The organism is Streptomyces sp. NPDC048603 (genome assembly GCF_043199475.1).
Taxonomy (GTDB): domain Bacteria; phylum Actinomycetota; class Actinomycetes; order Streptomycetales; family Streptomycetaceae; genus Streptomyces.
The window spans coordinates 397149-422132 of sequence record NZ_JBICVY010000008.1; the positions used below are offsets into that span (position 1 = coordinate 397149).

The following is a 24984-nucleotide window of genomic DNA, read 5'->3' on the forward strand; positions in this document are numbered from 1 at the left end:
CGGCGCCGCTCTGGCGCCGCTCCGGCACTGCACCGGCGCCGCCGTCGGGCCGGCGTGTTCAGACCCCCGCCAGCAGCGCCCCCAGCGCCTCGGCCGTCGCCGGATGCGCGGTCAGGAGCGCTGCTCCCGCAGGGTCGCCGCCGGACGGCTCCCAGGAGCCCTCACAGCCCAGCAGTGCCGCCACCGCGTCACATGCCGCCGGATGGGCGGCGAGCAGCGCGCCCGCCGGGCCGCGCTCGGCGCGCCGTGCCGGACGTACGTGCTCGGGACCGGCCGGCTCCCGCCACGGCGGCACCCACGCGTCCAGCTCCGCGAGCCGCGCCGGGAAGATCCGCCCCGCCTCCCGGACCAGCAGCGGCGCCAGGTCCGCGCCACCCGCCCGGAGCGTGCCGATCAAGGTCGGCAGCCACGGCAGCAGCACCGGGTCGGGCAGTCGCCCGAAGGCGTTCGACACGGCTTCCACCACGAAGTCGGCGAGCCCCGGCACCGGTTCCAGCGCCTGCACGAACCCGCTCAGGTAGCGCGGGTAGGCGGGCACCACCAGCGGATTGCCCAGCAGTTCGTCGCACATGGCCCGGAGCTCCGCGCGCGACAGCCGCCCCAGGTGGGTCCGGGCCGCCCACAGCAGTGCCGTCTTCGCCGGGTCCTCCGGATGCGACTGAGCCACCGCCAGCTCCAGCTGCGTCCGGTCGCAGCCGAGGGACAGCGCCAGGCCCTCCATGCCGAACAGGAACCCCAGCGTCGCCGCGACCTGGCGGAGCGTCGCGTCCTCGTCGGTGAACACCGTGGGCAGCAGCGTGCAGTAGTGCGCGTACCCCGTCTTCACGAAGGACTCGATCCACGACGGCAGCACCGGCTCGCTGGTGCGGTAGAACGCGAGCAGCCGACGCACCCGGCGCAGCACCTCCGGCGCCCCGTCGACGTTCCGCTCGGCCGACAGCACCTCCAGCGCCCGCACGCCCAGCTCGTCCGCGAGCCGGCGGCTGCCCAGGTACAGGGTCGCGTCCTCCACGGCCTCCAGCACCGTCGCCGCCGTGGCCTGCGGCGCGTACGCCGTGCGCCGCAGCCGCTGTTCCAGGACCTGCTCGATGCTGACGCCCTCGTAACCCAGCTCGATCAGCGCCCGCTGGTGGGTGCCCAGCGACAGGTCCCAGGATTCCTGGATCGGCCGCTCGCCGAGCCGCCGTTCGCCCATGACCGTCCGGGCGGCACCCTGCGGCAGCAGGTACCGCAGCATCCACAGCACGTCGGAACACCGCTCCAGTTCAGGCCGGGAGGCGATGTCCAGCAGCGCCCGCTGCACACCGCGCTGCTGGAGTTTCAGGCCGAGCGGAGCCAGCCGGTCGTGTACGTCCCGTGCCAGCGGAGGCAGGGCGTCGTACCCGACCTGGCCGGTCCGGTCACCGCCCATCATGATCTCCACGAGCCGGCGCACGTCGCGCCGTCCGGGCACGGAGTCCTTCTCGATGCAGGTCACCGCCGCGTCCTGGAAGTCGTACGGGGTGGGCTTGGCCCGGTCCCGCATTCCCGCCAGCAGGATCGACGTCTCGAACACGGCGATGGCGTCCGCCGTCGAGGCCAGGTACCCGTTGCGCCGGGCCGCCCGCACGACCTCCACCGACCAGCCGAGCAGTTCGGACTCGTCCAGCCGGTCGAGGACGGGGGGCCGTTGGAGGAAGCCGGTCAGCCGGTCCGCCGGCACCCCCGCCTCCGCCTCCGCGGCGGCGGCAGCGGCGGGCACGGCACGGGCCCGCCCGCCGGCCTTCGGCTTCTTCGCACCCGCCTGCCCGGCCAGCCGGTACGGCTCCACCCGGGTCCGCTTCAGCTGCTTGGCCCACTCCGACGCGGCGATCGACACGGACCCGGCCGCCAGGCCGAACTGCGCCTCGATCGCCGCATGGCTCGACGGGATCAGACCGTGCTGCCACGTGGTCGCCGTCCGAGGCCCGATCTCGAACGTGTCGGCGCCGTGCACCCCGAACTCCGCGACGCGGCTGGCCGCGTGGAAGGCACCGCACACGTAGATGCAGTCCGCGGGGTCGGCACCGGTCGCGGCCAGGTGCTCGCGCATCCTGGTCCACATGTAGCGCTCGCGGTCCTCGTCCACCCGCACCCGGTGCGGATCGCCGGGCGCCAGGCGCCGGAACAGGCTGCCGATCAGCAGCATGACCTGGCGGTAGGCGTCGTGGTCGGCGTCGCCGAGCGGCAGTTCGACGTACTGGTGCCACCACTCCGACCAGTGCCGCACCCGGCCGTGCCGCAGCAGGTGCTCCTCCAGTTCGGCGAACCGCGGGCGCAGGTCGCCGATCTCCACGCCGACCGCGTCGCCGTGCAGCGCGGAGTCCTCCCCGTCGGGCGGGGTGTCCGGACCGGTGTGTGCGCCGGAGCCGGTCCCGCGCGCGTCCCACTGGAAGACGTGGTCCGAGGAGCGGTCGACGAGGACCAGCTCGACCCCCGGCGTGTCCAGGGCGTACGCGATCGCCTGGTACTCCGCCGACGCCTCGGTGACCGGGGCGACCACCGACAGCGGTGCCCACTCGGCGGGGAAGCCGGCCGTCTCGGTCGCGAACGCCTGGACGGCCACCGGCAGCCGGCAGTTGCGCAGCTCGGTCAGCAGCGGAGCCATGTCCTCGCACAGCTCCAGGTACACCACCTTCGGCTGCTTCTCCCGCAGGCGGCGGGCCATGGCGAGCGCCGAGGCGGGGGAGTGGTGGCAGACGGGGAAGATCTCCAGCGGCTCGCGCACCGCCCGGTCGACGTCGTCGACGATGCCGAGCAGGATGCCCTCCAGCGCGGCGGGCCCGTCGGCGAAGGCCGCGGCCGCCTCCTGCAGCCGGCCGCGCAGCGCCTCGAAGGACCCCTTGTGACCGCCGCTCACGACAGCGTGGCGATCGCGTCGCGGCCGCCCTCCAGGAACTCCGGCCAGCAGCCGCCCTCCTCCTTGCTGCGCGGCTCGACGACCCCGTGCAGGTACTTGTTCAGGATGGCCAGGTCCTCCGGCTCGCGCCGGGCCAGCGAACCGACCAGCGAGGACGCGAGCGTACGGGCCGTCAGGGCGCGTTCGCCGAAGAAGGTGCCGTGCAGGATCGCGTCCTCGAGCACGCCGATCTGTTCGGCGGTGGACAGCGCCGACTCCAGCTTCTCGTCGTCGCTGCCGGCCGCGGCCGACGAGGCGCGCAGGTCGGCGAAGCTCTGCAGCAGCACGTCCAGCAGGGTCGGCGGTAGGTCCAGCTCGATCCGGTGGCGGCGCAGCAGCTCCTCGGTGCGGAACCGGACGATCTCCGCCTCGCTCTTCTTGTCCGTCACCACCGGGATGCGCACGAAGTTGAAGCGCCGCTTGAGCGCCGAGGACAGGTCGTTGACGCCCCGGTCACGGCTGTTGGCGGTGGCGATGACCGAGAATCCGGGCTTGGCGAAGACGATGTTGTCCCCGCCCTCCCCGTCGAGCTCGGGCACGGAGACGTACTTCTCGGAGAGGATCGAGATCAGCGCGTCCTGGACGTCGCTGGTCGAGCGGGTGAGCTCCTCGAAGCGGCCGATCGTACCGGTCTCCATCGCGTTCATGATCGGCGAGGGGATCATCGACTCCCTGGACTGCCCCTTGGCGATCACCATGGACACGTTCCACGAGTACTTGATGTGGTCCTCGGTGGTGCCGGCCGTGCCCTGCACCACCTGCGTGGAGTTGCGGGAGATCGCGGCGGCCAGCAGCTCCGCGAGCCAGCTCTTGCCGGTGCCCGGGTCGCCGATCAGCAGCAGCCCCCGGTCGGAGGCGAGGGTGACGATCGAACGCTCGACGAAACTGCGGTCGCCGAACCACTTCTGCGAGATCTCGCGGTCCAGGCCGTCGGAGCGCTCGGAGCCCAGGATGAACAGGCGGACCATCTTGGGGGAGAGGCGCCAGGAGAAGGGCTTGGGGCCGTCGTCGACGGACTCCAGCCAGTCCAGCTCCTCGGCGTACTTGATCTCGGCGGGTGCGCGCAGCAGATCGGACATGGAAGGGCCTTTCCGAAGAAGAACAGGAAGAGGAAGAAGAAGAGGTTTAGGCGAGGAAGGACTTGAGCTCGTGCACGAGCTTGCGGATGTGTCCGGAGAGCACCGGCGTACCCAGGTCCTTGAAGCGCTCCCGGAACCACGGGTTGACGCTGCCGCGGCCGGAGCTGGTGACGGACCCGACGGGGATGAACTTCGCCCCGGAGCGGTGGACGGCCGCCATGCTCTCGAACAGCTTCTCGGACTGCCATTCGTAGAAGTCGGAGATCCACACCACCACGGTGTTGCGCGGCTCGGCGATCTTCGGCTGGGCCAGGGCCATCGCGACCGTCCCGTCGGTGCCACCGCCCAGATTGGTGCGCAGCAGCGTCTCGAACGGGTCGTGCACCCAGGGCGTGAGGTCGAGCGCCTGCGTGTCGTACGCGATCAGGTGGACGTCCACCTTCGGCAGCCCGGCGAAGATCGACGCCAGGATGGTGCAGTTCACCATCGAGTCGACCATCGAGCCCGACTGGTCCACGACCACGATCAGCCGCTGGGGCGTGGTCTTGCGTGCGGTGTGCCGGTAGTAGAGGCGGTCGACGTACAACCGCTCCTCCTCCGGGCTCCAGTTGGTGAGGTTCTTCCAGATGGTGCGGTCGAGGTCGAGGTTGCGGAACACCCGCTTGGGCGGCACCGACCGGTCCAGCGCTCCCACGGTGGCCTTCTCCACCTGGGTGCGCAGCACCTCCGCCACCTCGTCGACGAAGCGGCGGATCAGGGACTTGGCGTTCGCCAGGGCCACGCCCGACAGGTTGTCCTTGTCCCGCAGCAGCTGTTCGATCAGCGACATGCTCGGGGTGAGCCGCGCGGCGAGCGCGGGGTCTGCCAGGACCTCGCGCAGGCGCATCCGCTTCACCAGGCCGGCCTCGATGGCGCCGAGTTCGGGGCCGATGGCCGGGATCAGCCGGCTGAGGTCCGGGCCGGCGCCCCGGCCGCCGGTGCCGGTGGGCCCGGCCCCGCGGCCTGCGGTGCGCCCCGCGGCCTGCCCCGCTCCGCGCCCGCCGCGGAGCTCGCCGGGCCGGCAGCCGAGCGCACGCTCCAGCCAGTCCGCGTCGGACTGCCAGCGCGCCAGCTGCCCCGCGGAGACCGGGCCGGAGCCGGAGGCGTACACGTTGAGCAGCACCTTCGACACCAGTGCGGCGCGGCGCACCTCCGCGGCCCGGTCACGGGCACCGTCCTCCTCAGGTGCGGGCGCCATCAGTCCGTCGAACTCGGCGGCCAGCTCCGGGTGCCGCTGCACGACCGAGTCCACGGAGGCGTTCGGGTCCAGCAGCGCGGCCGGCAGACCGATGTCCTCGACGACCGCGAGGCTCGCGGATTCCAGCGGGGCCTGCTCCTCGTGGTCGAAGAGACGGGCCAGGAGCCGCCAGTACAGCACCTGCCGGCGGTTGTCGTGGGGGTCGGCCGCCCCGGCCGGGCCGTTCGCCACGGTGCCCGGCACGTTCTCGTTCTCCGTCATTTCCGCAGCAGCCTTCCCGCCCGCTCCCGCAGCACGGCCACGGCGTCGGTGGCGGCCTTCTCGGCCTTCACCCCGGCCTTGTCCGCAGTGCCCCCGGCCCAGCCGCCCGCGTGCACCGCGACCGCCTTCCTCCGCACGGTCGCCTCCACCGCCAGGGGCTGGACGCGGAACGCCCCTGCGTCCCAGCGCAGCAGCCCGATGCAGGCACCGGACGCGGCGACCGCCGCCGGTGTGAGCGGGCCCGCGACCGGAATCCGGTCCGTGTCCACCGCCAGCGGTTGCCCGGCCACGGTGAACACCAGAGCCTCCTCGCCCTCTGCCGCGCCGGCGTCGCCGTGCCCGCCCGCGCCCGTGGCCCGCCTGACGGCGTACCCCTCCAGGAAGACGGGCACGGCGATCCGGGCCGGATGCCGGTCCAGGGGAGCGGTCGCCGCGGCGGTCGCGCCCGGCAGTGCCACCCGGGCCGTGGCGAACGCGTCGACGGGCTCGCCCGGACGGGCGTGCTCATCACTCCAGACCAGGTCGCCCTCGGCGGTGACCGGCATTCCGGTGAGCTCCATCGAACGCCCCTCACCGACGGCGGCCAGCAGCGACAGGTGGGGGCGGAGCAGCTGCCAGACACCCGCCCCGACGACGGTGTCCGGCTTCGGCACCGACACCCCGGCGCGCACCACCCGGGACGCGGAACCGTCCGCGGGCTCGAACACGGCGTGGACCTGGGCCTGTGCGGCGGTCGGGTGCTCCTGCAGGTCGACGCCCAGGGGCAGCAGGCGGCCCGTGGCCGTACCGGTGACGTCCGGCCCGGCCGCGCCGGGCACGGTCAGCAGCATCGCCCGCGACCACAGGTCCGCCCAGCGGCGCACCGGCACCCGCTCCAGGGACGCCCCGGGGCAGGACGCGGCGAGCTCGGCCGCGAAACCGTCGAGCAGCGTGGCCAGCCGCCGCAGCGCCGGTTCGGGCAGCATCGCGGACACCACCGGAGCCGCCCCGGACACCACCTCGTGGTCGATGCCCCGCCACCCGCAGCGCGCCAGGTCGGACAGCCAGGACCGGGCCGCGGCCAGCACGTTCACCCCGGTCCCGGGCACCGGCACGGGGAGGGAGTCCTCCGCACCCGCGGGCCGTCCGGCCGTCTCCGCGGCCCGGACCGCCAGCGCGTCGTGCACGGAGCCGAGCAGCGCCGTACGCGCGGCGGCGAGCGCGAGGAAGTGGTCCTCGCCCGCGGCTCCCGCCGCGGCCTTTCCGGCGGCCTCGGCCACCCGCGCGGCCAGCGGTGTCCCCGCGACCGCGTCGGCGAGCGCGGCCAGGCCCGCCGCCTCCCCGGCCCGCGGCCGCAGCAGGCCGGCGGTCAGCGCCCGGTCGAAGCCGTCGACGGCCTCCAGCGCCTCGTCAAGACCCTCGTCAAGCCCTTCGGCGAGCCCCCCGGCATGTCCCTCCACGGGTCCGGCCGAGAGCCCCGTCTCCTCCCCTGCGCCCGGTTCGGACGCGACCCGGGGGACACCCGGGGCCGCTGCCCGGGTCGGCGGGAACCACTGCATCTCCGGCAACGGCGCCGTGGACGGGGCCAGTTCCAGATAGGACAGGTGCCGCAGGAACCGGCTGAAGACCTGAGCGGCGGGCTTGCCGGCCGCCTGCGGCGGGCGTGCCGCGGTCATCTCGGCGGTGATGCCCGCGGCACTCGGCTCCCCGTCGGCCGGCTCCGCCTTCAGGTACCGGGCGACACGCCCGGCGCCGTACTGCAGCACCGCCTCGTTGACCAGGGCCCGGATGTGGTTGCAGAACGACCCGCGGGCGCCGCCGCACGGCCGGTTGTTGTTGGTGCTGCACGCGAAGGCGTACGTACCGGCCTCGACCGACGAGACGTAGACCCGGCCGATGTCCGAGCCGCTGGACACCACACCCTGAAGACGTCCGTCGGCCAGCTCGACGAACGGAACCTTGGCGAGTTTGCGCGGCCGGGCGGGCGCCGTCACCCGCGCCGTGCTCGACCTCTCCCAATCTGACAACGCACCATCTCCCATGCACAAAACAGCACTTCAGTGCCGCACCGGCGGAACATGAACGAACATAGGGGCGACCACTGACAACGCCGTCCGGGCTGTGCACCGGGCACCTCGGCGGGACCGGACCCGATGTTCGGAAACTAAAGAAAAGGTCTAAAAAAAGATTCCAGAAGGCATGTCTCACGGGCCACACTTCCCTCATGACCGGTCGTGACTTCGGTGAACAGAGAGACCCGGGCGGACCAGGGCACGGCGTGCCCGGGTTCGGGCCGCCGCCCCCGGCGTTCGACCCCGGGGGAAGGAGCCGGCCGCCGGCCCGCCGCCCCGCGGTGCTGATCGCGGCGGTGGTCGCGGCCGTGCTGCTCGTCGGAGGGGGCGTGTACGCCGCGACCCTGGCCGGCGACGACGGCCGTGACACCGCCGGAAAGCCCACCGCCCAGGGTTCGGATCCGGCCACACCGTCCGCCACCCCGTCGGTCGACAAGGGCGACGGCGACGGACCCGGCGGCGGCCCGGAGACCTACGACCCCAACGCCGGAATCAAGGCGGGCGAGGCACCGGTCTGGGTGGTCGCCAACCGGACCGAACTGACCCGTTCGGGTGCCACGCAGCACGGCCCGTGGCGGGTCGGCGACGCGGTGGTCAGGGCGATGTACCGGGAGGTCGTCGCCCACGCGGTCACCGACGGCAAGGAGAAGTGGAAGGTCTCCCTGGAGACTCCGATGTGCGGAGTCCCGCAGGCCCCGGCCGCGGGCGGGAAACTGGTCGTCGCGGTCCTGGAGAGCACGTCCAAGGGAGCCCACTGCACCCACCTCCAGCAGATCGACCTCACCACCGGCAAGACCGGCTGGAAGACCGAGGTGCCACAGGAGAACCCTGCGGACCGGTCCCTCGAACTCCAGCTGGCGATCTCGGGGGACACCGTCGCCGCGGCCCGCTCGGCCGTGATGAGCGGTTTCTCCGTGACCGACGGGAGGAAGCTGTTCGGCACGTCGAAGACCGGCAACTGCTTCCCCACGGGCGTCGGCGGGGGCGCCAGGCTGCTCGTGCTGCGGGGCTGCCCCGAGCCGGACAGACCCGGCGGCGGCCTGCAGGCCATGATCGAGGAAGCGGACCCGCTGACCGGCGCCCCCAAGTGGAGCCACCGGTACGAGAAGGGCTGGACCATCGGCCGGGCCCTGTCCGTGGACCCCCTGGTGGTCGCCGCGTACCACAGCGGGCAGAAGGTCTGGAGCATCACGGCGTTCGCCCCCGACGGCAAGGTCCGTTCCCGGACCGAGCCGAAGTTCGGGGTCACCGGCCGGTGCAACGGCTGGGGAGACGGGACCAACGGCCTGCACTACTGCCACGCCGCGGCTGCCGACGCCGACACGCTCTACCTCGCGGCCGGCAAGGCGGGACGTGAACTAGGCATCGACACCACCGACGAGGTCGTCGCCGTCGACCTGAACACCGGGCAGGAGAAGTGGCGTGCGGCCGCCCCCAAGGGGCGCGCCATGTGGCCGCTGGCCGTCGCCGACGGCAAGGTCACCGTCTACCTCGCACCCGCCACGGGCCAGGCGGCCGCCGTCGCCACGCTCCCGACGGCCGGCGGCGCCCCGCAGGTGGTGCTGCAGAGTCCGGCGGCCGCAGCGGGAGCCGAGGCCGTCTTCTACCCGTTCCACGTGCGGGTCGCCTGGTCGGAGGGACGGCTGTTCCTGCTGAAGGGCAGCGTGACCAGCCCCGAGGCCAAAAAGGTGGACCACGCCCTCCTCTCCTTCGGCAGGCAGTCATGACAGGACAGCAGCCCCCTCAGCCCGGCCCGCAGCCGCAGCCGTACGGACAGCAGCCGTACGGACAGCAGCCGTACGGGGAGCAGCCGTACGGGCAACCCCCGTACCAGAACACCCCGTACCAGGACACCCCGTACGGGCAGCCCCCGACAGCCGGCTCCTTCGGTCCGCCACCGCCACCGCCACCGCCACCGCCGCCACTGCCCCTGCCGTCTCCGGCTCCGCCGACGCCGCCCCCACCGCCTCGGCCGCGGAACGGCACCGGCAGGCGGACCACCCTGGTGGCGGTCTGTTCCGCGGCAGCGGTGCTCGTCACCGCCGTGGTCACTGCCGCCGTGGTCCTGACCGACGAGGCGGGCGGCGGCCGGGCGGCGGGCGGCAGCAGTCCCGCGCCGTCCGCCGCCGACCCCTCCAAGCCGTCGATCGCGGGCTGGAAGACCGTGGTCAACCCACAGCACGGCACCGCCTTCGACGTCCCGCCCGACTGGGAGGTCGCCGCCCCCACCGTGTTCAGCGGCTACGAGGACCGCGCCGACCCGAAGAAGGTGATCATCGGGCACACCGCGCCCGCCTTCCACAAGTCCAAGTGGTGCAGCGTCGACTCGAACGGCGACGGCATGATCAGCGACTTCACGCTCGCATCGGCCGGCAGCAAGGGGGCCGACGGTGCCACGGACACCGACGACGTCGCCCGGAAGACCGCCACGGCCTGGGTCTACGGCGCCTACGCCCAGCCAGACAAGTCGGCCGTGAAGTGGGACGACCCGGTCCCGTACACCACCAAGTCCGGTGTGCGGGGCAGCTATGTGAAGGCCCGTTCGGAAGGCGTCCGGCGCACCCACAAGTGCGCCGGCGACGGCCAGGCCGTCGCCTTCGGCTTCAAGAACTCCAAAGGCGACTTCGTGGCCTGGGACTTCTACGGCCGGACCGGCGTGCCCGGCGCCGTCACCGACGAAACGATCATGAAGATCCTGAGCACGGTCCGCCTGGCCGGCACCCCCTCCCCGCACCCGTTGCTGCCCTAGAGCTTGTCGTCAAAGTGATCTTGGATTGTGGATCATGGAGGGGTGATACGCCGCCATGAACTGTCCGATGCCGAGTGGGAACTCATGCGGCCGCTGCTGCCCCGGCCTGTGCTGGGGCGGCCGCGGCTGGACGACCGCACGGTCCTCAACGGGATCGTGTGGAAGTTCCGCACCGGGGTCGCCTGGCGGGACGTGCCCGACCGGTACGGCTCCTGGACCAGCCTCCACACACGATTTCGCAGGTGGGCGGCGGACGGCACGTTCGACCGGATGCTCCAGGCCGCGCAGGCGAAGGCCGATGCGGCAGGAGACATCGAGTGGCTGGTGTCGGTCGACTCCACTATCGTCCGCGCCCACCAGCACGCGGCCGGCGCCCGAAAAGGGGGCACCGCAGCCCGGCCCTCGGCCGTTCCAGAGGCGGACTGACCAGCAAGATCCACTCGCCTGCGACGGAGCGGGCCGACCTCTCGCCTTCACTCTGACCGGCGGGAACACCAACGACTGCACCCAGTTCACCACGGTGATGGACGCGATACGAGTTCCCCGGATCGGGCCGGGCCGACCGCGCATCAGGCCTGACCACGTCATCGGCGACAAGGGCTACAGTTCGAAGGCCATCCGTACCTGGCTGCGGCGCCACGGCATCACGCACACGATCCCGGAACGGTCCGATCAAGTCCGCAACCGGATCCGGCGAGGCAGCCGGGGCGGTCGGCCGCCTGCCTTCAACAAGCAGGTCTACAAGCACCGCAACGTGGTGGAACGGTCCTTCAACCGGCTCAAGCAGTGGCGCGGCATCGCGACCAGGTATGACAAGACCGCCCAGTCCTACCAAGCAGCTGTCACCCTCGCATCGCTCCTGATGTGGGCCTGACACTTTGACGACAACTCCTAGCGGCGTTGGCGATGCAAGGGTCCGTCGGCTGCCACGAGGCCGGCCGTGAATCTCAGCCCGGGCCGCAGGTCAGCCCGGTGCTGGCGGGCTTTCGGGAACCGGGACGACGAAGACCGCGCGGCGGTGCCGGTCGGTCACATAGGCGCGCTTGCCGTCCGCGGCGATAGCCATCGTCTGGGGCTGGGCGGCGGACCATGAGGCGGGGCAGCAGGTGACTTTGTGCGTGGTGGTGTCGAATACCACGACGTTGTGATCGGCGCTGGGCTTGCTTCCACCTTGTGCCACGTAGAGGCGGCGCCCGTCTGGCGTGATGACCACGTCTCTGATGGGACCCATCATGGTGATGTCGAAGACGAACCCCGTCACTTTATGGGTCGCCAGGTCGATTACCGACAGAACTTCGCTGCCGTCCAAGGGCACGTAGGCACGTTTACTGTCCGGTGTGATCGCCATCGCGTCAAGGCGCGAAAAAGGCAATGTGTCCACTGTGTGGGTGGCGAGGTTGATTACGACCGGACTGCCATCGAAGAAGCTCACGTAGGCGCGGCGGCCGTCTGGGGTGATCTCCACTCCGCTCGGGTCCGAAGGCAAAGTGATTCTGGCGGTGATTGTCAAGGATGCCGTGTCGATGACGGACACCTCACCCGAAGGGCTGCCACCATGAGAGACCAGTGCGTAAGCCTCGCGCCCATCCGGAGCGAGTGCAACGCCATTCACGGATGGGAAAGGGTTGTCAGCACGGATCTTGGCGACCACCTGGTTCGTGGCGATGTCGACCACCGTCACGTGCCTGAGCGTGGTCACATAGACGTGGCGCCCGTCCGGGGTGACGGCCACATCATTTCCGAGACCGAAGCCGTCGACGTCGATTTCGGTGATGACCGCGCCGGACGCCGTATCGATCACACTCAGGCGGTCCTTGTCGGAGAGGTCCACAGACGTTGTCACGTAGGCTAGGCATCCGTCCGGAGTGATCGCTATCCTGAAAGGCCGCCCGGTCACCGGTATCGTGGCCGGCTCTGCCGTGGGATCTTGAGGCATGAACCATTCAACTCCGCAATGTAGCAGTGCCTTGCTTCTTGGCTCTCATCAAGAATCACCCACTGAGGAAGGCATCGCACCCTGAACGAACGCTGCTCGGCGGTGTCGTCGTCGCGCCGATACAGCCTGCGCCGCCCGCGAGGAGGTCCCAGAAGTTTTCCAGCCTTGGGGACGGGGAGCAGGCTGAGGCCTTTTAAAGCAGCCAGGAGACGTGCTCAACCAGCGCGTACGGGACGTCAAGCATGGCAGGATAGGGGACCAACGAAGCCCCTGACGTCGATGTGATGAGTGGAATCACCACACCAACGACAGGGGCTTCGCCATGTCACCACCACTCCGCTGACCAGTGCTTTCACCCCTCAGAGACAGGTTGAAAGAGGTTCAGTGTCCTGGGCGCCGGCCCGCGCCCCGCCACTCCCACCGCACAGCCCACGGCCGACCGCTGAGCAGCCAACTCGGCATCCAACGGTCGGGGACCCAATCGGATCACCCCAGTTGCAGGATGTACACAGGCGCTGGAACGTTGAGGCGCCGCCACACTCGTGCGACGGCTACACCCCGCTCCTATGGAGGTCCTGAAATGGAAAAGTCCTCACTGGCTGCGCTGGAGTCGATTGTGCGCAGCGGAAAGACGGTGATGACGGCGGAGGATTCGATCATTTTGGCCGCAGTGCAGGACGCCACCAGGACTGGAAGAACCGCGACCTTCTACGTCAATCTGCGTGTCTTTAAAGCCTGGAGCTGTTGGTACTGGACTCCGAGGCTAGTCAAAGACTCGGGCCTTGAGCCTGTCTCAGCCGAGGAGAAGGAACGGATCAGGACAGAGCTGGGTCTCGAAGGTATTGACGTCGCTTACTCAAACCGCATCGAGTGCCAGTGCGGCGGCGTCTACGGCGCATTTGAGTTCATGCAGGAGGGAGTGCAGGAACACGGCAAGGAAGCCGTTCAAGCAGTATTCGACCTCCAAGAAATGGCCGTGATCCGCGTCAACCCTGTGCAAGACACAACGTGCCCCAATTGCCGAGCGTCCTTGTTGGGTAAGCACTGGTACGAACACAAGAAGTATGGCTGCAGCAGATCCGAAGCAAAGTAACGGAACCGAGGTGTGGACAGTCAGGCTCATTGCAGCCAAGCCGTCTTCAGATAGGCGCTTCGTGGCGGCAAGACATCCTCTGCCTGGCTGACGCTCATCCGGTGTCACAACCGAGCCCGTTCACACCAGCGGCGGCGGCCCGTCGAGGCAGAGATCGTCCTGCGCGTCTGGGTCGGCGGCGGCATCGACACCAGCGACGCCGCCCAACGCCAGGCTCTCGAAGACCTCGTCGCAGTGGCGAGATGATCCAAGACGAAGAAGAAGCGGCCTCCCTTCGCATACCGAGGGAGATCATCCTGCTGACAGGCCAGAACCTGTTGGTAGGCATGAGAACCCCCATACACCGAGGCGTACGGGGGGCGGTGCGGTCGACGCCGGGAGGGCGGCTTGGAGGCGGACCTCCCAGCCCCGCCAGGGCCATCCTTCAGGAAGCCAAGCGTTACCGGGACGCCCCGTCGGGCCACAGCACGCGTACGGGGATACCAGTGCGTTCGGCGTAGGCGACGACGTCGGCGGTGCCGCCGAACCCTCGTGCGGGCTTGCCGTCCCAGACGGCGAGCAGGTGACATCCGACAGGCCGACGAGGACCTCGCTGCCGGCCATGTGCGCGGCGGAGTCCGATGCGGTCATGCCGGTGTGGTGGACTTCGGCGGCTGCGGCGTGCAGCCGGTCGTAGACCGGCCGGTGCCACTCGGGCAAGTCCTGGCGGTACTCCTCGGCCGGTATGACGACTTCGATCCGGCCGCCGTGGGCCAGGACGGTCTCGGCCCACCAGGCGTCGGGTCCGTCCGCGATGCATGAGACTCCAACCAGTTCGGCCGGGTCGTATCCGGCGACCGCATCGGCGAGCAGCGCGCGCACGCGGTCTTCCACATCGGTGCTCAGTCCCCGGTGTCCGGTGATTCCCACTCGCATGTTCAGCCCCTTCTCTCGGTGATGTCACAGGTACACGTCATGCAACTGCTGGTCGAACTGCCGCACCACCTTTGGCGGGGAGGTGAGTGTGAGCGAGCGGCGTATGGCCCGGGCCCGGTCGACGATTCGGCCCGACCGGTAGGTGAAGGCCGGTCTCCACTGCTCGCCCGGTGAGCGCAAACGCGGCCTTGATGCGCCCGGCGGCGAGGTGACCGGCGGCCAGGTCGAGCACAATGAGCGCGCGGCTCTTCTCGGTGAAGCCGGCGAGGGCGTCAGTGTCGGCGGACAGCACCCAGTCCGCCACCCCCAGCTTTGCCCCGCAGGCCACCCGTACCCCGGCGACCTTCTCGGGGCCGACATCGGCCGCGCCCTCCGCCTCAACAAGGGCGGCACCACGAAGATCGCACGCATCATCGTGCCCGTGTTCCTGGAGCCGGGCGAGGACCCCACCGACATGGTCGCCTCCGCGAGCTTCAAGCCTCTTGTAGCCGTCCTCCAAGGCCTGCGTTCTCACGATGAGCACCTGGTCGAACAGCTCGCTTCCCACGCCGTTACCAGCGGGAAGCGCAAGGTCCACCTACGCCGCAACGCGGACGGGCGGATCGTCGGAGCCGGCGGGGAGGGCGAGGACCAGGAGGACGGCGCTAGGAGATGTCGTCAAAGTGCCACGCCTACATCAGGAGCGATGCGAGGGTGACGGCTGCTTTGTAGGACTGGGCGGTCTTGTCATACCTGGTCGCGATGCCGCGCCACTGCTTGAGCCGGTTGAAGCACCGTTCCACGACGTTGCGGTGCTTGTGGATCTTGCGGTCGAAGGCCGGCGGGCGGCCTCCTCGGCTGCCTCGCCGGGTCCGGTTGCGGACCTGGTCGGACCGCTTGGGGATGGTGTGGGCGATGCCCCGGTGCCGCAGCCAGGTCCGGATCGCCTTGGAGCTGTAGCCCTTGTCGCCGATGACGTGATCGGGCCTGATCCGGGGCCGGCCGGGCCCGATTTGGGGGACCCTTATCGCGTCCATCACGGTGGTGAACTGGGTGCAGTCGTTGGTGTTCCCGCCGGTCAGCACGAAGGCGAGAGGTCGGCCCGCTCCGTCGCAGGCGAGGTGGATTTTGCTGGTCAGTCCGCCTCGGGACCGTCCGAGTGCCGGGTTCTGAGGCCCCCTTTTTCGGGCTCCGGCGGCGTGCTAGTGGCGCGGACCATGCTGGAGTCGACCGACACCAGCCAGTCGATGTCACCGGCGTCGGCTTGCGCCTGCGCGGCTTGGAGCATCCGCTCGAACGTCCCGTCCGCGGCCCACCTGCGGAAACGGGTGTGGAGGCTGGCCCACGACCCGTATCGCTCGGGCACGTCCCGCCAGGCGACCCGGTCCGGAACTTCCACACGATCCCGTTGAGGACCGTCCGGTCGTCCAGCCGGGGCCGCCCCAGCACAGGCCGGGGCAACAGCGGCTGCACAAGTTCCCACTCGGCATCGGACCGTTCATGACGGCGTATCACGACTTTATGATCCGCGATCCAAGATCACTTTGACGACAGACCTTAGGGGGACAAGTCCTCTTCCGGCGCCGGGCGCCGCCCGTGATCCTCAGCGGATCGCGAGCGGCGCGTGGTGGTGTTCGTGGAGTGCCGGGTCCCCTTGTTCTGCGTGCCGTGGGGCGGCCAGGGAGGACGCACGGTGTTCGGTGGGGGTGATCCCGTAGGCTCCGCGGAATGCCCGGCTGAACCCGGTGGCGCTTGCGAAGCCCCAGCGGTCCGCGATGACTTGTATGGACTGATCGCCGAGTTCCGCGCGTGCGAGGTCGGTGCGGGCGCGCTCCAGCCGGCTGTGGCGGATGTGTGCCGCGATCGTCAGGGGCTGGTCGCCGAAGAGGGCGTAGAGGCGCCGCAGTGACATGTTGTGCCGATCGGCGATCGCCTGGGGAGTCAGGTCCGGGTCACCGAGATTGTTCTCGATGAAGCGGTGGATCCGGTGCAGCGTCTCCCGTGCCCGTGCCTCGGCGGGGGCCTCACCGGGGTCACCGAGCTGCCGCGCGAGAAACGCGGTGGCCAGGTCGAGGGTGACGGCCCCCATCCCGCGCAGTTCCTCCGGCTGACAGTGCGGGCCGCGTGCGAGCAGCGTCTTCAGGAAGTCGGCGAGGATCGCCCCTGACCCGGTGTCCGCGGCCAGGCCACGTGCGAGGAGGCGGTCCACCCGGTCCGAGCCGAGCGCCAGGGCCTGACGGGGGATCTGCATGACCACCGTCTCGACCTGCTCGCCCGTACACGCCCCCTCACTCGGTCGTGAGGTGTCCGTGAGTACGAGTCCCCCCGTGACCACCGACTCGTTGCCTCGCTGGGAGATCCTGAAAGCACCTTGTGTGAGCAGCGCCAGCTGCAAGAGCTCGGGATCGCCTCGCCGGACATGGGTCAGGGTCCGGCGCGAGCGCACCGGTGAGCATGCCAGAGCGGACAGCCGCACCACCCCGAGATCCAGGTCCGTGACGCTCGCCCGGAAGTCGGCCGCATGCGGGGTGCTGAGCATGACGGGCATGAAATGGCTTGAGACCGTCTCGCAGAACCAGTCAAACCTGTCCTCGCGCGCCCCGGCAGCATCCGACGCAACCAGCGATCCCATGCGATCCCCCCACCTCGACGTGACGGCGAACCCAGCCCGTCACCGGTTCGTCGCGCAGCCGTGCTCCATCACCACCGCCACGTGATCGATTATCGGCATACATTTTCGGACGGACGCTCGGGTCGCCGTGGCGTTCGCCGGCGAGCCGAGGCCTGCCGGCCATGATTCGCCGACAACTTCTAGGGGTTGTCCGGGGAACCGGGGCCCGGCCCCGGTTGCCCGTCCTCGGCTTCCTCCCGCTCGCGGCGCCGCCGCCGGCGCAGCTGCCACACCGTGCCCGCCCCGATCGACGCCACGACCAGAGCGATCCCCAGCACCGGCCAGTTGCTCCCGAAGAGCCGCAGATCGGCGAACAGCACCACGAGCACCAGGCCGAGGGGAACCAGCAGGGAGGAGAGGGTCCGCAGCACTCCCGCCAGCGCCCCCGGATCGACCCGGGACGCGTCCCGCCGCCGCGTCGGCAGCGGGACGTCCGACAGGTAGAAGGCGACGGCGCGGGGCATGATCCGCGCGGTGGCCTTCCGGTAGGACACCGCCATGTACGGCAGCCAGACCAGTGGCGCCACCATCCCCACCAGCAGCACCACGATCAGCAGGAGCCACGATCCCACCCGGGCCAGCCGGGTCCGCCAGGTACGGGTCACCTCCTGGCCCGGGGTCACCAGCCCCAGCAGCTTCGCCATCCGGAGCGTCAGCGCGGTCAGGGCCGGGAGCCGTCCGGGCTTCACGGGGCCCCCGGCTCCCGGTGCCGGCCCCTCCGCGAGTGCCTTCGCCGCCGTGCCGGTGTCCGGGTACACCCCTTGCAGCACCAGGAGTTCCGCGGCCCGCTCCGGAGCGGTCGGATCGAGTCCCGCGACGGCGGCCAGCTCCAGCATCGTGCGCGCCTGGCTCAGCAGCGCCGCGCAGAACGCCACCGGGATGAACAGCAGGAAGGGGCCCCCGACGAACGCCCCCTCGGTCACCGTCCGCCGCATGCCGCGGGCGACGACCTCCGCGCCGAGCGCGGCGGCGTCCGCATCGGGCTGCCGGCTCCGCATCCGGGCCACGCCGCGGGCGGCGCGCGGACCGGAGAACCGCAGTGCGAAACCGGCCAGCAGTTCGGGCAGCCGGCCCGGCTCCGCCAGCCCGGCGCGCAGCAGGTTCTTGGGCTTTCCGTCCGGCGTGGCTGCCATACCTGCCATTCAAGATCCCGGTCCGGCCTCCCGCAGGCCCGGATGCGCCGTCCGGGCGTACCGGCCGCTGTGCATACTGCCGGGTATGACGTCCACACTCGGCAACCGCGTCCACCTGATGATCACCGGAGTGCTGGTGACCTGCGGGGCGCTGGGCGGAGCCCTGTTCGGCCTGCTCCTCGGCGGGTGGCTGACGGCCGTGCTCGCCGCCGCGGCGGCCGCCCTCGGCGCGGGCCTCGGAACGCGCCTGGCCCGCCGCCATGTGACCGGCTTCCCCGGGCACGAGGGACCGGCCACCGGATCCGGGCCGGGAGCGGCGACCCGTGCCGACGGCTACGCGGAGGGCATCGCCGACGCCGTCGTCATGAGCATCGCCACCTACCAGGCCGCGGTCTTCCCCCTCACCCCCGACGGGGTGTCCGAGGAGGAACGGGCCGCCCGCCGCACCATCGCCTACCGGATCTCCGCCTACGACGGTCTGCCCCGCCCCGTGCGGATCTCCGCGGCAGAGGCCCTGGAGGCCATCGACCACGGTGCGGACGCCACCCGCGCCGAGGCCGCCATGAAGACCCTGGCCCTCACGGTCTACGAGCACCGCGGCGCCCGCTGAGCCCGCCTCATCCCGGGACCGGCGGCCGCCCCGGGCCCGGGCGCACCCGGGCGACGGCCGGGGCCGGCGACCCCGCCGCGGTGCGCCTGGTGGAACGGCTGCGGACGGCGAGCGAGGAGTTCGCGGACCTGTGGGAGCTGCACGAGGTCGCCGTACGCCGTGCCTCGCGCATGCGCCTCACCCACCCGCTGATCGGGCCGGTGGAGGTGGACTGCCGGATCCTCCGGGGAGGGGGCCGGGCCGTCCGGTCCGATTCGTTCAAGACCGGACGGCCCGTGACGTCCTACCGTCACCTCATGGACACCCATGGAACGGGCGCACCGACCACCCGTCACATCAGCACGCACATCGACCGCCCCGCCGCCGACGTCTACGCCTTCGCCTCGAACCCGGCCAACCTCCCGCGGTGGGCCCACGGCCTCGGCACGACCATCGAGCACGTCGACGGCCGGTGGATCGCGGACTCGGCCGGCCCGGGCCGTGTCGTGGTCGCCTTCGCCCCGCGGAACGAGTTCGGCGTACTGGACCACGACGTCACCCTGCCCACGGGCGAGACGGTCCACAACCCGATGCGCGTCCTGCCCGATGCCGCCGGCTGCGAGGTGGTCTTCACCCTCCGCCGCCGCCCCGGCACGACCGAGGAGGACTTCCGGCACGACGCCGCGGCCGTCCGTACCGACCTGACCACGCTCAAGGAGCTCATGGAGCGGCCGTGAGACACCCCCTGGGGTGCCGCCGTGCCGCGCGGGGCGCTGCCCGGCGGCCTTCAGCGGGCCCGGGCCTGCTCCTCGTAGGGGAAGTAGGCGAGCGGGGCCTCCTGCTGGAAGAAGGTCTTGGCGCGGACGGTGGCGCGTTCGTCGTCACGCACCTGACCCGGCCGGGACCCGTTGCCGAACAGCAACCCGCCGAACCGCATCCGCATGTACGCCGCCGTGTGGGTGAGGGTGGTCACCAGGCCGTCCGCGACGACCTCCTCCTCGTGCGCCATCACCGTCACCCCCCACAGGGTCCGCCCCGCCATGCGCTCCTTGAAATCCAGGCCCGGCACCGCCAGCCAGCCCGACCAGTAGTCCAGGTAGCGCTTGGTGTGCGCGGACAGGGTGTACCAGTACAGGGGCGAGGCGAGGACGATGTCGGTGGCTTCCAGGGTCGCCTGCCGCAGCTCCTCCTCGGCCTCGCCGACCGGCCACCCCTCGGTCTCGTGCCGTCCGTCCTGGAAGTCCGGCAGCGGCAGCCGGCTGAGGTCCACCCACCGCTGCGGAACACCGGCGGGAAGCTGCTCGGCGGCGGCCCGCGCGAGGATCTCCGTATTGCCCTCGGGCCGGGAACTGCCGAGGAGGAAGAGGAAGGAACGGTCCGTGCCGGGCTGTGCACCAGTGTCAGGAGTCATGAACGTCACCAACTCCGGACCCCCGGCGGAAAATTCCGGCCGGGGTCAGCGGTTCGCGGGTCCGGGGGAGCCGGGGAGCCGGGGGACTTGGGGGAGCCGGGGAGTCGCGCACCCGGAGTCTGCGGCCGCCGCCGCCCCTACAGCCGGACCTTCCACTCCACCTGCGCCCCCAGCGTCCGCACGATCTCCGGGTCCCGGACCGACGCCGTCCGGTCCTCGACCCGCACCGACAGCCGGTGCGTGCGGAAGTCCAGCAGCGGCAGCCCCAGCTCCGCCACCCACACCCGCTCGCGCCCCGCGAGGGACCGCAGCTCCCGCCCGTCCAGGTACCAGCGGACGGACGGCTGCCGCGCGTCCGCCCCGGTCAGCCGGGGCACCGAGATCTCCGCCGACCGGTGGCCGCGCAGCGTGTCCCCCGTCGGCGTGAGCGCGGTGACCGGCCGCGCGTGGCGGTAGAAGCCGGCGATCATGGCCTCGACCCCGGGCAGGTTGAACGGCCGGTCCAGCACGCGCATCAGCGAGCCGTCCGTCGGCCGGTACAGCCCCTTCACGTAGTACCCGCCGCCCTCGTACGCTCCGACGGTGCCGCCGTCGGGGGACGGCTCGCCCAGCCACCGGTGCCACTTCTCCCCGCGCGCGGCCATCGCCCCCGCGTCCAGGCCGGACACGTTCGGCTCGGCCGGCTCCGGGCCGGTGTAGCGCTCGTAGTCGGGCACGCTGGGATAGAAGTACTCGTCGGCCAGCCACCCCAGGGAATGCCCCGTCTCGTGCACGGCGACCTGCCCGGACTTCGCGTTGCGCGCCGAGGCCGTCGCGATCCCGTCGTAACCGAGCGTCGCGCTGGGCTCGTTGTAGCCCGCCCCGCCGTACTTGGAGCTGTTCGCGAGCACCAGCACCAGGTCCGCGTCGGGCACCCGCGCCGCGTACGCGTCGACCTTCGCCTGGTCGATGCAGAGCAGCCGCTCGATGTCCCCGCACCAGAAGTACGACCCGAGCGCGGTGTCCCGCACCACGTCCCGCCCCGGGTCGCCGCTGACCCCGGACTCCTGCGACACCGCGTCGACCGTCCACACGTTGAACAGTCCCTGGTACGTCGTGTACGGCTGTACGGCGGCCAGTTCGCCCCACTTCGCCCGTGCATCGGCGTGGAACCCCGCCAGCTCGTCCGCCGTGTACCCGTCACCGATCACGACCACGTCCAGCCGGTCGGCGGACGGGCCGTTGTCGATCATCTTGGTGACGCCGCCGTCCGCCCGCAGTGCTTCTCCCGACAGGCGGCGCCCGCTGGGAGCCGACCGCCCCGCGGTCGGCACGGAGGCGTGCCCCGATCCGGCCGTCACCCCGTTCTCGGGGCCGGGTATCTCCACCTCCACCAAGGGTCCGGGCCCGGGACCCGGTGACGCCGTGCCCGGCAGGGCGGTCGCCGTGCCCGGCAGGGCGGCGAGTGCGGCGGCGGTGGCCGCGGCCACCCCCGCCGACAGCAGGGAACTGCGCAGGGCAGAGCGCACGGCATCCTCCCGGACACGGCAATTAACCATGGACTTAAGCGAATTGAACCGGTCGCTTAAACTAGGGGGTGCCGGAGGGGATGCGCAATGATCGTGTCCCCTTGAAAACCAGGGGAGTTGAACGACCAGGGGGCCATGCCATGGACGAACCGGCCGAGATCGGCAGACGAGTACAGCGGCTCCGCACCGAGGCGGGCCTGACCCAGCGCCGGCTCGCCGAGCCCTCGTACACGGCCGCCTACATCTCCACCCTCGAATCAGGACGCGTACGCCCCTCCGAGACGGCCCTGCGCTTCCTCGCCGACCGCCTCGGCACCACCTACGAGGAACTCGCCACCGGACGCCCCGCCCACCTGGCCACCGAACTCCGCCTCGCCCTGACCGACGCCCAGCGGACCCTGGCCACCGGCGCGGCCGACGAGGCCGCCGTCCACTACCGGCAGCTGCTCACCGACGCCGAACGCCACGACCTCCCCGCCGAGCGGGCCGAAGCACTGCTCGGCCTGGGCGACTGCGCCCTCGAGACCGGCGACCTCGCCGACGCCCGCGCGCACTTCGCCGAGGCCGAAGCCCTGCAGGCCGGGGAGCCGCTGTCGCGCCGCGCCCGCGCCATCCGCGGCCGCGCCGTCGCCCATCTCCTCGCCGGGGAACTCCGCTACGCCTGCTACCTGCTCGAATCCACCATCGACGAACTCGGCGCCCGCGGCCTCGCCGACCCCGAGGCGCTCGTCCTGCTCTACGCCGCCGTCATCGGCCCGTACATCGACATGGGCGCCCACGCCCGCGCCGCCCACGCGGCCGAAACCGCCCTCGCCCTGGCACCCCAGGTCACCGACCCCGCCCTGGTCGCCGGCATGTACCGGCAGGTCGCCCGCACCTTCCTCGCCGAGGGACGCACCGCAGAGGCCGACGCCTCCCTCGCCAAGGCCCAGGCCGTCTACCGGCAGCTGCAACTGGCCACCGACCTCGCGCACTGCCACTGGATGCGCGGCTACGTGAAGGCCCAGTGCGGCGAACTGCACGCCGCCGAAAAGGAGCTGCGCACCGCCCGGGGCATGCTCGCCACCCGCCGTGCCACGCTCTACACCGCACAGGTGGAGGTGGAACTCGCCGACGTACTGCGCCGGCTCGGCCGCCACCGGGAAGCCGCCGAACTGCTGTCGGCCCTGCTCGACCTGGACGACCGCCACGGTGCCGTGCACGCCGGCGGCGCCCACCGGCTGCTCGGCCTCATGGCCGAGGAACGAGGCGAGACCGAAGCCGCCGAGGAACACTACGTGCGCGCCCTGGCCCTGCTGGAACGCAGCGGCGCGACCGGTGACCTCGCCGACCTGTGCCGGCTGCTGGGCGACCTGCTGCGCCGCACAGGCCGCACCGAGGCGGCCCTCGACGCGTACCGCACCGGCCTCGGCCACCGCGCGGCCATCGGCACCACCACCCTGGGCCCCGCCCCGACCGCCGCCCCGGATCAGGGCGGGCCGGACCAGGGCGCCCCGGACCAGGGCGGGCCGGGGCGGTGGCGCCCCTGACGTGCTCGTGAGGAGCTCAAGCCGCCGTGGGCGTGCCCTCCGGCCCGGTGGCCTGAGCCGCCCGGCGGCGGGCGTCCGGATCGGTACGCGCGTCGTACACCAGCAGCGCCGGCAGCAGCGCCGCCAGCACCGCCACCGAACCCACGCAGGCCAGACCACCGCTCCAGAACGCGGTACGGGTGCCGGTCCAGCCCGCCGACCAGCCGGCCCGCACCTGCCCCAGCTGGGGCCCCACGCTGTACGACAGCACCTCGATCCCGGCCAGCCGCCCGCGCAGCCCCTCCGGGATGGTCTGGTTCCAGATCGTGGAGCGGCCCAGCCCGCTCAGCATGTCCCCGCCTCCGGCGGCCGCCAGGCACAGCAGCACCACCCAGATGCTCGTGCACCAGCCTGCCGCGGCCACGGCCAGACCCCACACGGTCGCCCCGCCCGCGACCAGCAGCCCGTGCCGGTGCACCCGGGAGGTCCAGCCGCTGGTCAGCCCTACGACCAGGGAGCCCACCGACCCGGCCGCGTACATCAGCCCGAGCGCCCACGGCGCGTCCAGCTCGTCGGCGAGGAAGGGGAAGATCGTGTTCGGGAAGGCGAAGAACATCGCCGCCAGATCGATCGCGTACGTGCCCAGCAGCACGGGCCGGCTCCACGCGTAGCGCGCGCCCTCCGCGATGCCGCGCAGCGACGGCCGCTCGGCGTCCCGGGCGGGCGGAGCCGGAGTCAGACGGGTGCACAGCAGCACCGACACCGCGAACCCGGTCACGGTCACCGCGTACGCGGGGGCGTGGCCCGCGTAGGCCACCACCAGACCCGCCAGCGAGGGCCCGGCGATCGCGCCGATCTGGTAGCGCAGCGAACTCAGCGCGGCCGCGGCGGTCAGCTGGTCGTGCGGCACGATCCGGGCGGTCAGCGAATCGAGCGCGGGGCGCTGCAGCCCGGACAGCGCCGAGACGCCGGCCGCCACCACGTACAGCGGCCACAGCAGCGGCTCCGGCAGCAGCGCGTTGACCAGCAGCACCAGAGCCAGCAGGCCCAGCCCCGCCTCCGTCCACAGGATCAGCCGCCGCCGGTCCACGGCGTCGGCCAGCGCCCCGCCGTACAGCCCGAACACCACCAGCGGCACCAGCTCGACGGCGCCCATCGCACCGACGGCGAGCGGCGACCCGGTCAGGTCCTTGATCTGCAGCGGCAGCGCGACCATCGCCATGAAGCTGCCGAAGTAGGTCACCGTGCCCTGGTAGAAGAGCAGCCGGAAGTCACGGCTGGAACGCCAGGGCGCGGTATCGGGCAGGACCGAGGCCAGCCGGGTGCGTGCTTTGCTCACTCGCTCGATCGTTCGCGAGGACCCGGTCCGGGAGCAACCGGTTTTTCTTCCGGCTCCGTGCGGGGGAAAAAGCGGCCGCGCCCGCCCGACCGCGCACCCCGCCGGGCGGCGACCTGCTTCGCTGGCCCGGTGAAATACTTCGTGACGGTCCAGGCGACCCAGGCGGACTACGCGGCGATGGAAGGGACGGAGTCGCCGGGCTCGCCCCGGTGGAGCCGTGAGGAACTGCTCGCCATGGTCAATTTCATGGGCGAGCTCAACAACGAACTCGCCGCCTCCGGCGAGCTCCTCGACGCCCAGGGCTTCACCGCCCCCGCCGAAGCCCGCTTCGTCACCGGATCACCCGGCGGCGAACCGCGCATCACCGACGACCCCTACGCCGCCACGGACGTTCAGCCGGCCGGCTACTGGCTGCTGGAGTGCTCCGGCCTGGACCGCGTCACCGAAATCGCCTCCCGCATCACCCAGTGCCCGGTCCCGCCCGGCTCCCCCGAACACCCGGTCGTCATCCGCCCCATCGGCGAAGCCCCCACCCCCTGACCAGACACCTGCCTCCCCCACCCCCGGTGTGGGCAGGCGCCCCAACCCACCCCCGGTGTGGGCAGGCG

Annotated in this window: 18 protein-coding genes and 7 pseudogenes; 9 read left to right on the top strand and 16 right to left on the bottom strand. The window is 71.5% G+C overall.

The window, feature by feature from the left end:
* Positions 1-58: 58 nt before the first annotated feature.
* The 5 genes and pseudogenes from ACGFQ9_RS22155 to ACGFQ9_RS22175 all read right to left on the bottom strand — a co-directional run.
* Positions 59-2878 carry a hypothetical protein gene (locus ACGFQ9_RS22155; protein WP_393575840.1) on the bottom strand — a complete coding sequence of 940 codons (2820 nt, stop codon included), beginning with the start codon at positions 2876-2878 and terminating at the stop codon, positions 59-61.
* Positions 2875-3996 (bottom strand): AAA family ATPase, encoded by a 1122-nt coding sequence (locus tag ACGFQ9_RS22160; RefSeq protein WP_393575841.1) that lies wholly within the window; start codon positions 3994-3996, stop codon positions 2875-2877. The genes ACGFQ9_RS22155 and ACGFQ9_RS22160 overlap by 4 nt, the downstream gene beginning before the upstream one ends.
* A gap of 46 nt (positions 3997-4042) precedes the next feature.
* Entirely contained in the window at positions 4043-5494 is a 1452-nt protein-coding gene (locus ACGFQ9_RS22165; RefSeq protein ID WP_393575842.1) for a VWA domain-containing protein, read from the bottom strand.
* Entirely contained in the window at positions 5491-6933 is a 1443-nt protein-coding gene (locus ACGFQ9_RS22170) for a hypothetical protein (RefSeq protein WP_393576004.1), read from the bottom strand. The genes ACGFQ9_RS22165 and ACGFQ9_RS22170 overlap by 4 nt, the downstream gene beginning before the upstream one ends.
* Before the next feature lie 66 nt (positions 6934-6999).
* Positions 7000-7515 (bottom strand): annotated as a pseudogene (locus ACGFQ9_RS22175) (hypothetical protein); the annotation flags it as partial.
* 182 nt (positions 7516-7697) lie between these two features.
* Between ACGFQ9_RS22175 and ACGFQ9_RS22180 the strand changes: the two are divergent.
* The 3 genes and pseudogenes from ACGFQ9_RS22180 to ACGFQ9_RS22190 all read left to right on the top strand — a co-directional run bounded on the left by ACGFQ9_RS22180 (position 7698) and on the right by ACGFQ9_RS22190 (position 11168).
* Positions 7698-9272: a PQQ-binding-like beta-propeller repeat protein gene (locus ACGFQ9_RS22180; RefSeq protein WP_393575843.1), complete on the top strand. Its 1575-nt coding sequence runs from the start codon at positions 7698-7700 to the stop codon at positions 9270-9272.
* Complete coding sequence (locus tag ACGFQ9_RS22185; protein ID WP_393575845.1) at positions 9269-10294, top strand: hypothetical protein; 1026 nt, start codon at positions 9269-9271, stop codon at positions 10292-10294. Before ACGFQ9_RS22180 ends, ACGFQ9_RS22185 begins: the two co-directional genes overlap by 4 nt.
* A 45-nt stretch (positions 10295-10339) precedes the next feature.
* A pseudogene (locus ACGFQ9_RS22190) lies at positions 10340-11168 on the top strand (IS5 family transposase).
* Positions 11169-11258: 90 nt separating this feature from the next.
* Here ACGFQ9_RS22190 and ACGFQ9_RS22195 read toward each other — a convergent pair.
* Positions 11259-12125 (bottom strand): YncE family protein, encoded by an 867-nt coding sequence (locus tag ACGFQ9_RS22195; RefSeq protein WP_393575846.1) that lies wholly within the window; start codon positions 12123-12125, stop codon positions 11259-11261.
* 301 nt (positions 12126-12426) lie between these two features.
* Positions 12427-12531 (bottom strand): annotated as a pseudogene (locus ACGFQ9_RS22200) (IS5/IS1182 family transposase); the annotation flags it as partial.
* Positions 12532-12810: 279 nt separating this feature from the next.
* Between ACGFQ9_RS22200 and ACGFQ9_RS22205 the strand changes: the two are divergent.
* Positions 12811-13323, top strand: coding sequence for a hypothetical protein (locus ACGFQ9_RS22205; protein ID WP_393575847.1), 513 nt, complete (start codon positions 12811-12813; stop codon positions 13321-13323).
* 439 nt (positions 13324-13762) lie between these two features.
* On the opposite strand, the pseudogene ACGFQ9_RS22210 reads toward ACGFQ9_RS22205, so the two are convergent.
* The 6 genes and pseudogenes from ACGFQ9_RS22210 to ACGFQ9_RS22235 all read right to left on the bottom strand — a co-directional run bounded on the left by ACGFQ9_RS22210 (position 13763) and on the right by ACGFQ9_RS22235 (position 18021).
* Positions 13763-14238: pseudogene (locus ACGFQ9_RS22210) on the bottom strand (hypothetical protein).
* Positions 14239-14275: 37 nt separating this feature from the next.
* Complete coding sequence (locus ACGFQ9_RS22215; RefSeq protein ID WP_393575848.1) at positions 14276-14785, bottom strand: hypothetical protein; 510 nt, start codon at positions 14783-14785, stop codon at positions 14276-14278.
* 124 nt (positions 14786-14909) lie between these two features.
* Positions 14910-15359 (bottom strand): annotated as a pseudogene (locus ACGFQ9_RS22220) (IS5 family transposase); the annotation flags it as partial.
* Positions 15360-15562: 203 nt separating this feature from the next.
* Positions 15563-15732, bottom strand: a pseudogene (locus ACGFQ9_RS22225) (transposase); the annotation flags it as partial.
* Between the two features lie 88 nt (positions 15733-15820).
* Positions 15821-16849, bottom strand: coding sequence for a helix-turn-helix domain-containing protein (locus tag ACGFQ9_RS22230; RefSeq protein WP_393575849.1), 1029 nt, complete (start codon positions 16847-16849; stop codon positions 15821-15823).
* Between the two features lie 179 nt (positions 16850-17028).
* Complete coding sequence (locus tag ACGFQ9_RS22235; protein WP_393575851.1) at positions 17029-18021, bottom strand: hypothetical protein; 993 nt, start codon at positions 18019-18021, stop codon at positions 17029-17031.
* 85 nt (positions 18022-18106) lie between these two features.
* Here ACGFQ9_RS22235 and ACGFQ9_RS22240 point away from each other — a divergent pair, with 85 nt between their 5' ends.
* From ACGFQ9_RS22240 to ACGFQ9_RS22250, 3 genes and pseudogenes are all read left to right on the top strand, one after another.
* The gene (locus ACGFQ9_RS22240; protein WP_393575853.1) at positions 18107-18631 is read left to right on the top strand and encodes a hypothetical protein; all 525 of its coding nucleotides are present in this window, start codon (positions 18107-18109) and stop codon (positions 18629-18631) included.
* Positions 18628-18843 (top strand): annotated as a pseudogene (locus ACGFQ9_RS22245) (transcriptional regulator); the annotation flags it as partial. The gene ACGFQ9_RS22240 and the pseudogene ACGFQ9_RS22245, both read left to right, overlap by 4 nt.
* 84 nt (positions 18844-18927) lie before the next feature.
* Entirely contained in the window at positions 18928-19347 is a 420-nt protein-coding gene (locus tag ACGFQ9_RS22250; RefSeq protein ID WP_393576006.1) for an SRPBCC family protein, read from the top strand.
* A 50-nt stretch (positions 19348-19397) separates the two neighbouring features.
* Here the strand turns inward: ACGFQ9_RS22250 and ACGFQ9_RS22255 are convergent, their stop codons facing one another.
* Positions 19398-20021 carry a flavodoxin family protein gene (locus ACGFQ9_RS22255; RefSeq protein ID WP_393575855.1) on the bottom strand — a complete coding sequence of 208 codons (624 nt, stop codon included), beginning with the start codon at positions 20019-20021 and terminating at the stop codon, positions 19398-19400.
* Between the two features lie 137 nt (positions 20022-20158).
* Positions 20159-21529: a M64 family metallopeptidase gene (locus ACGFQ9_RS22260; RefSeq protein ID WP_393575856.1), complete on the bottom strand. Its 1371-nt coding sequence runs from the start codon at positions 21527-21529 to the stop codon at positions 20159-20161.
* 140 nt (positions 21530-21669) lie between these two features.
* On the opposite strand from ACGFQ9_RS22260, the gene ACGFQ9_RS22265 reads away from it, so the two are divergent.
* Positions 21670-23058: a tetratricopeptide repeat protein gene (locus ACGFQ9_RS22265; RefSeq protein WP_393575857.1), complete on the top strand. Its 1389-nt coding sequence runs from the start codon at positions 21670-21672 to the stop codon at positions 23056-23058.
* A 16-nt stretch (positions 23059-23074) separates the two neighbouring features.
* Here the strand turns inward: ACGFQ9_RS22265 and ACGFQ9_RS22270 are convergent, their stop codons facing one another.
* Entirely contained in the window at positions 23075-24376 is a 1302-nt protein-coding gene (locus ACGFQ9_RS22270) for an MFS transporter (protein WP_393575858.1), read from the bottom strand.
* Positions 24377-24505: 129 nt separating this feature from the next.
* Here ACGFQ9_RS22270 and ACGFQ9_RS22275 point away from each other — a divergent pair, with 129 nt between their 5' ends.
* A complete protein-coding gene (locus ACGFQ9_RS22275; protein ID WP_393575860.1) occupies positions 24506-24916 on the top strand; it encodes a YciI family protein in 411 nt (136 codons plus the stop codon).
* Positions 24917-24984 lie beyond the last annotated feature (68 nt).

Excerpts from the sequence above, each read along its gene's own strand:
- ACGFQ9_RS22160 (WP_393575841.1), bottom strand. The coding sequence starts at position 3,996 with ATGTCCGATCTGCTGCGCGCACCCGCCGAGATCAAGTACGCCGAGGAG.
- ACGFQ9_RS22165 (WP_393575842.1), bottom strand. The coding sequence starts at position 5,494 with ATGACGGAGAACGAGAACGTGCCGGGCACCGTGGCGAACGGCCCGGCC.
- ACGFQ9_RS22180 (WP_393575843.1), top strand. The coding sequence starts at position 7,698 with ATGACCGGTCGTGACTTCGGTGAACAGAGAGACCCGGGCGGACCAGGG.
- ACGFQ9_RS22185 (WP_393575845.1), top strand. The coding sequence starts at position 9,269 with ATGACAGGACAGCAGCCCCCTCAGCCCGGCCCGCAGCCGCAGCCGTAC.
- ACGFQ9_RS22205 (WP_393575847.1), top strand. The coding sequence starts at position 12,811 with ATGGAAAAGTCCTCACTGGCTGCGCTGGAGTCGATTGTGCGCAGCGGA.
- ACGFQ9_RS22230 (WP_393575849.1), bottom strand. The coding sequence starts at position 16,849 with ATGGGATCGCTGGTTGCGTCGGATGCTGCCGGGGCGCGCGAGGACAGG.
- ACGFQ9_RS22235 (WP_393575851.1), bottom strand. The coding sequence starts at position 18,021 with ATGGCAGCCACGCCGGACGGAAAGCCCAAGAACCTGCTGCGCGCCGGG.
- ACGFQ9_RS22240 (WP_393575853.1), top strand. The coding sequence starts at position 18,107 with ATGACGTCCACACTCGGCAACCGCGTCCACCTGATGATCACCGGAGTG.
- ACGFQ9_RS22250 (WP_393576006.1), top strand. The coding sequence starts at position 18,928 with ATGGACACCCATGGAACGGGCGCACCGACCACCCGTCACATCAGCACG.
- ACGFQ9_RS22255 (WP_393575855.1), bottom strand. The coding sequence starts at position 20,021 with ATGACTCCTGACACTGGTGCACAGCCCGGCACGGACCGTTCCTTCCTC.
- ACGFQ9_RS22265 (WP_393575857.1), top strand. The coding sequence starts at position 21,670 with ATGGACGAACCGGCCGAGATCGGCAGACGAGTACAGCGGCTCCGCACC.